Consider the following 5,304-nt stretch of genomic DNA (forward strand, 5'->3'; position numbering starts at 1 on the left):
GCGCGGCTTCATGCGCGGCCACGGTCCGTTCTTGAAGCCTCGGTGGCGGCGGCGACGGCGGCGTCGATGTCCTCCTTCTGCCCGGCGGCGGCGTTCACGTACGGCTTGTTGGTCACCGGGTCCAGCACCTCGAAGGTCTTGCCGCCGATGGAATCGACGAACTCACCGTTGATGTAGTGCTGGATCTTGCTGGGCAGGTTCTCCGGAACGAAGTGCTTGCTCATGGCTGTGTCCTTTCGCGTTGCGTTGCAAAGACGGTCAAAAAACTTGTGGTCGAAAATCTTGGGTGCTGCTGGTTTGCCTAGATGGGGGAGGGCTCCATGCCCGCCGCCTTGAGGTAGGCGTTCAGCGTGTTGGTGCGGTGCCGCCGGGCGGCCTGCTCGATCTGCTCGGCGGACGCCCCGTCCTCCAGCAGGCCCAGCAGGTGCTCGTGCTCCTGGACCGACTGCAAAGCCCGGTGCGGGATGTGCGAGAAGGAGGAGGAGCGCATCGCCGCCAGGCGCCGCCACCCGCGCTGGACCAGGTCCAGGATGTGCGGGTTCGGGCACTGGCAGTACAGCAGCTTGTGGAATTCGGTATTCAGTTGGGTGAAGGCCACCGGTCGAAGCTGTCCAGGCACTCGCGCATCTTCTGGTTCACCTCACGCGCCGCCTGGCGCAGGGACCGATCCATCAGCGGTGCGGCCAGCGCGGTGGCGGCCGGCTCGATCACCGACAGGGTCTGCATGGTGTGCAGGTAGAGGGTGGAATCGATTTGCGCCACCGTGCCCCCACGTTGCGGGTGAAGTTCACCAGCCCCTCGGCCTCCAGCCGCCGGATCGCCTCGCGCACCGGAACCACCGAGCAGCCCAGTTCCTCGGCAATGGTTCCCAGCACCAGGCGGTATCCGGGGGAGTAGGCCCCGTTGTTGATCCGCTCGGAGATGGTGGCGTAGGCCGCTTCGGACTTCGAGGGGGTCATGGCTAGAGTTCCCAGCTGTCCAGGTCCGGGCTGCCGGCCTGCTGCCAGGCCTGGTACTTGGCCTTCCAGTCCGCGTTCATCGGGAACAGCCCGTCGATGACGTGCCCGCGCTGGACCATGGCGAAGATGAACTCATCGGACTTCTCGGTGGCCAGTGCCGCGTCGGCGACCTCGGCGACCAGGTGCGGCGGGATGACCACGATGCCATCCGAATCGGCCACGATCACATCCCCGGGCTGCACGGTAACCCCACCGCAGGCCACGGTGATGTCCTTGTCCCAGGCCACGTGCCGCCGGCCCAGCACGGCCGGGTGGGCGCCGTTGTAGAACACCGGGATGTCCAATCCGGTGACCGCGTCCAGGTCGCGCACGCCGCCGTCGGTGATGATGCCGGCCGCGCCCAGGGTCTGGCTACGCAGTGCCAAGATGTCGCCCAGGGTGGCGGCCTCGGTTTCCCCGCGCGCCTCCATGATCAGCACCTCGCCGTCACCCAGCGAATCAATGGACTGCTTCTGGGTGTTGTAGCCGGCCCCGTGCTTCTTGAACAGATCCTCGCGGTTGGGCACGTAGCGCAGCGTGCGGGCGGTGCCGATGACCCGCTGCATGCCCTTGGTGGCGCCGGGCACCTGGATGTTCACGTTGTTCAGCCCCAGCTTGCGCAGGGTGGCGGACAGGGTAGCGGTGGCCACGGCCTGAAGCTTGGCGCGCACCTCATCGGTGAGCACGTCCTTGCCGGTGATGATCGGCTCCAGTCCGGCGGCGGCGCGGTCACCGTAGGCGTCTTCCTTGTCCTTCTCCGTGACCTTGGGCTGGTTGCCGAAGGCGGCGAAGGCGTCAGTGCCCTCCACGGCGGTGGTCTTCAGCTTGCCGGTGCTGGCCCCGGAGACCAGGTCGGTGACCTCAACCTCGACGACATCGCCGGGGAAGAAGACGGTGGAGCCGGCCGGGGTGCCGGTGAGGATGACATCCCCGGGCAGCAGGGTCATCTGCTGGGAGAGGTCGGCAATGATCTGGGCGAAGGAGAAGAGCAGCTCGGAGGTGTCGGCATCCTGGGCGAGTTCACCGTTGACCCAGGTCTGCACGCGCAGCTTGGCCGGATCAATGCTTGCCGCCTCTAAAGCGTTCGGGCCCATCGGGGTGTAGCCGTCGCCGGACTTGGAGCGGATGTTCGAGCCCTTGTCGGCGTACTTCATGTCGTGCACGCCCAGGTCGTTGGCGGCGGTGACCTGACCAACGTGGCCCCAGGCGTCCTCGACGGAAACGCGGCGGGCGGCCTTGCCGATGATCAGGGCAATCTCACCCTCGAAGGCCAGCAGCTCGGTGCCGGCCGGGCGCTCGACGGTCGAGCCGGAAACTGCCAACGAGGAGGAGGCCTTCATGAAGTAGCTGGGGTACTTCGGGGTGCGTCGGCGCTGGGCGGCCCGCGAAGCGTAGGACAGGTGCACGGCCAGCACCTTCCCTGCCTGCGCGAAGGTCGACTCGTTGACCGAAACCGAGGTGCTCATTGATTCTCCCACTTCTTCGTACATTAAATCGTATACGATCAGTGTGCGCTGAATCTCTGAGGGTGTCAAGCTCTCCAAGCTTTCAGGCGATGACGGTATTAGCTATCAACGAGTGTGGCGCATTCCAAACGGAACCGCAGCGCGTAAATAGCGCGACGGTCAATGAATGATGTCGGGTTAGGCTCGCTTAGAATGTGAGTGAACGTCACTTTCATCCTTCGCATCTCGAAAGTAGAACAATGTCATCATCCATTCCACCCAACTTACCCGCGCCCAAATTTGGCAGGATCCCGAAGGAGAAGAAAGGGGGGCTATGGCTCGTACTCACCATCTCCGGATTGGTATCTGTTGTCGTGGGAATCAGCATCGGCGCTACGCCGGTTGGTAATTTATGTGGCAGTGTTTTTGATCAAGACAGTTTTGCGGCGAAGGTGTACGACACTCTTGGCGGTTCGCCGGGCGGTGCAGCGCGTGAATGTCTAGAAAAATTTCGGCAGCTGCCGTACCGACCTGGATATTCATCGTTCTCGGTATCTTGCTCGCGGTTACTGGCGTCATTATTCGAAATCAGCCAAACGGGTTCCTGTCACCATTGCCGCTCCTCGCGAGGAGAAGTCGATCACTCAGAAACTCGAAGAACTGGCAAGTCTCCGCGATAGGGGCATGATTAGCGAAACCGAGTTCGAAGAGAAGCGGAGGAGCTTTCTTGAGAGGATGTAGTGCGACTAAACAGCTGGGCGATCCTGCTGTGTGCATCAAAATGCTGTAGGTCTTCGCTCCCAGTAGTTGTTGATATCACTCGCCAACGGTTCGTGCACTCTACCGAAACATACTGGTGCTCCTGAAAGTCTCGCGCCGGCTACATGCCGGTAGCGAGACTTTTTCGCATTCTCAATCTAATCGCGGCAGCTGCACCTGGGGGCAGGAGGGCGACATGCCGAGAATGGGCATTGCGAGAGCGCCCACTTCTGAGCTCGGTTGGCGTCTTCAAAGACGGTGTATTGACTCTTGCCGCAGGCGGATGACGTTGCCGAGTTTCGGCGTAACTTCAGTTCTGCTGTACGCCAGGACCGCTTGATGTAGTGGCATCGCGCAGGGAGAGCGTATCGGCTCGATACTTGTAGCCCTCAGGGCGGCTAGCTCGTAGGCGACCTTGGTAAGTCGCCGGGTCACTCGCAGCGAGAAACTGCGCAAACGCAAGTATTACATGCGATGGTATGGATTATGACAGGCTCGTTTCCCGACTATTCTGGGAAAGTCCTGCTAGGAAACGTGGCTGCGAGACGTATGTTCGTTCAGGCGCGCTTTCCCAAGGGAGGTAAGTAAAGCGAATTTGCGGAACCCGCATTCCCATATTGACTAGCTTGACGAGCAGGATAAGCGTACGGCGGAACAGTTATTGAGGGACCGGTCTGCTGCAACCGCTGCATCTCGGAGATTCCTTGCACTAAGAAAACACGCGGTGAAACAGCGTTTTTCCTGAGACTTCGGATTTTGGAAACTTGGGGGTTCCCCTATCATTATGAGTATTGGTCGGGCGAAGTTCACCGCAACCGGATATGCCTACTAGGCCCATGGGGATGGGGTACCGAGTTGGCAGACGCATTGGGGAATGCCTTCCGGGCGCGTTATGCGAGACTTCGCCCGACCCAAGCTTTTAAGCCGTCGCCCGCTCACAGGGCGTAGGCACAAAACAGGCTGGCTGTAGTTTCTAGGAACTACAGCCAGCCTGTTCTTCGTCCGACCGAACTCACTGGAATTCGGAAGCTGGATGACTATGCGTCGAGGAAGTTCAGTGCCGCGGTCTTGAACTCGCGACTGGTTACTGCGCTGGCGTGATTCCGCCCGGCCAGCCATACGACTTCGGTGTCCGTTCCGGCTTCGCGAAGCAGGCGCCGAAGGTACGGCATGGTGGTGGCCAGGTCGTCCTGGTCCCCGGCGACGAGTAGGGTCGGGGCGGTCGGCACCGCTTCGGCCGGATCGTAGGGTTCGGTCTTGATGCCTTCGATCAGCTTGAACAGCGCATTGAAATCGTTGGCCTTCTCGTTGATCGCAATCGACATCACCTTTGCCGTGTATTCGTCGGCGATCGACTCACCGGTGGCCACGAAATTGCGTGCCTCATTCAAGGCGAAGGCGGCCAGCGGGTCCAGGCTGCCAGGGCCGCCGATGATCAGGCGGCGGACGAGCTCGGGATGCTTGGCGGCCAGCTCCCAGCCCAGCGCGCGCCCAGTGAGTAGCCCAATACGTCAACCGGGCCACCCAGAGATTCGACCACCTTGGCCAGGGCAAGGTGGATGCGGCTCGGGGCCCAGCTGCCGTCGTTGTGGTGCGGGTCCTCTCCGTGGCCGGGCAGATCCACCAGCGCCACATTGCGCCCATTTTCGGTGAAGTGCCGAACCCATCCGGAGCGTTCCCAGTTTAGGTCTGCGGAGGAGGCGAAGCCGTGGATCAGCAGCACGGTTGGTGCACTGGCCTCGGTGTTCGCGGGGATAACTCGAAGATTAAGATCCAAGGTCATGCTCAAAACTATATGTCACTGCGGTCACAAAGCGTTCTTTGGGTGGAAGGCCCGGCGAGTTAATGTCAGAATGACTCTAACCAAATTTCACCCTGCCGGTCATGAGCCTAAACAAGCAGCCGGCAAAACAGGAGGCCTTGATGAGCATCCCGCTGGGATCAGCCAACGTGGCAGAACGGCGCAACATGCCACCGGCGTTGGCCGTTTCCACGGTGATCTTCGGTATCCGGCCCACCGACGGCGGCCGAGCACAATTGTGGTTGCCGCTGGTGCGCCGCGTTCGCCAACCCCACGCCGGACAGTGGGCGCTGCCCGGTGG

At 61.5% G+C, this 5,304-nt stretch carries 4 protein-coding genes and 3 pseudogenes; 2 read left to right on the forward strand and 5 right to left on the reverse strand.

Annotated elements, in window-relative coordinates; genetic code table 11:
- From JCM19049_RS07695 to JCM19049_RS07705, 3 genes and pseudogenes are all read right to left on the reverse strand, one after another.
- Positions 1 to 224: pseudogene (locus JCM19049_RS07695) on the reverse strand (aldehyde dehydrogenase family protein); the annotation flags it as partial.
- A 77-nt stretch (positions 225 to 301) separates the two neighbouring features.
- Positions 302 to 959: pseudogene (locus JCM19049_RS07700) on the reverse strand (GntR family transcriptional regulator).
- A 2-nt stretch (positions 960 to 961) separates the two neighbouring features.
- Positions 962 to 2,464 (reverse strand): fumarylacetoacetate hydrolase family protein, encoded by a 1,503-nt coding sequence (locus JCM19049_RS07705; protein WP_054821297.1) that lies wholly within the window; start codon positions 2,462 to 2,464, stop codon positions 962 to 964.
- Positions 2,465 to 3,082: 618 nt separating this feature from the next.
- On the opposite strand from JCM19049_RS07705, the gene JCM19049_RS23290 reads away from it, so the two are divergent.
- Positions 3,083 to 3,184, forward strand: coding sequence for an SHOCT domain-containing protein (locus JCM19049_RS23290; protein WP_374700256.1), 102 nt, complete (start codon positions 3,083 to 3,085; stop codon positions 3,182 to 3,184).
- 1,055 nt (positions 3,185 to 4,239) lie between these two features.
- Here the strand turns inward: JCM19049_RS23290 and JCM19049_RS07710 are convergent.
- Both JCM19049_RS07710 and JCM19049_RS07715 read right to left on the reverse strand, forming a co-directional pair.
- On the reverse strand, positions 4,240 to 4,572 hold the full coding sequence (locus JCM19049_RS07710) for a hypothetical protein (RefSeq protein ID WP_279402712.1): 333 nt from the start codon (positions 4,570 to 4,572) through the stop codon (positions 4,240 to 4,242).
- Positions 4,573 to 4,637: 65 nt separating this feature from the next.
- On the reverse strand, positions 4,638 to 4,925 hold the full coding sequence (locus JCM19049_RS07715; RefSeq protein ID WP_054821299.1) for an alpha/beta fold hydrolase: 288 nt from the start codon (positions 4,923 to 4,925) through the stop codon (positions 4,638 to 4,640).
- A gap of 200 nt (positions 4,926 to 5,125) precedes the next feature.
- On the opposite strand from JCM19049_RS07715, the pseudogene JCM19049_RS19375 reads away from it, so the two are divergent.
- A pseudogene (locus tag JCM19049_RS19375) lies at positions 5,126 to 5,304 on the forward strand (NUDIX hydrolase); the annotation flags it as partial.

This window comes from Arthrobacter sp. JCM 19049, from assembly GCF_001310435.1.

What these genes read in the sequence shown, in the direction of transcription:
- JCM19049_RS07705 (WP_054821297.1), bottom strand. Translation starts at nt 2,464, where the DNA reads ATGAGCACCTCGGTTTCGGTCAACGAGTCGACCTTCGCGCAGGCAGGG.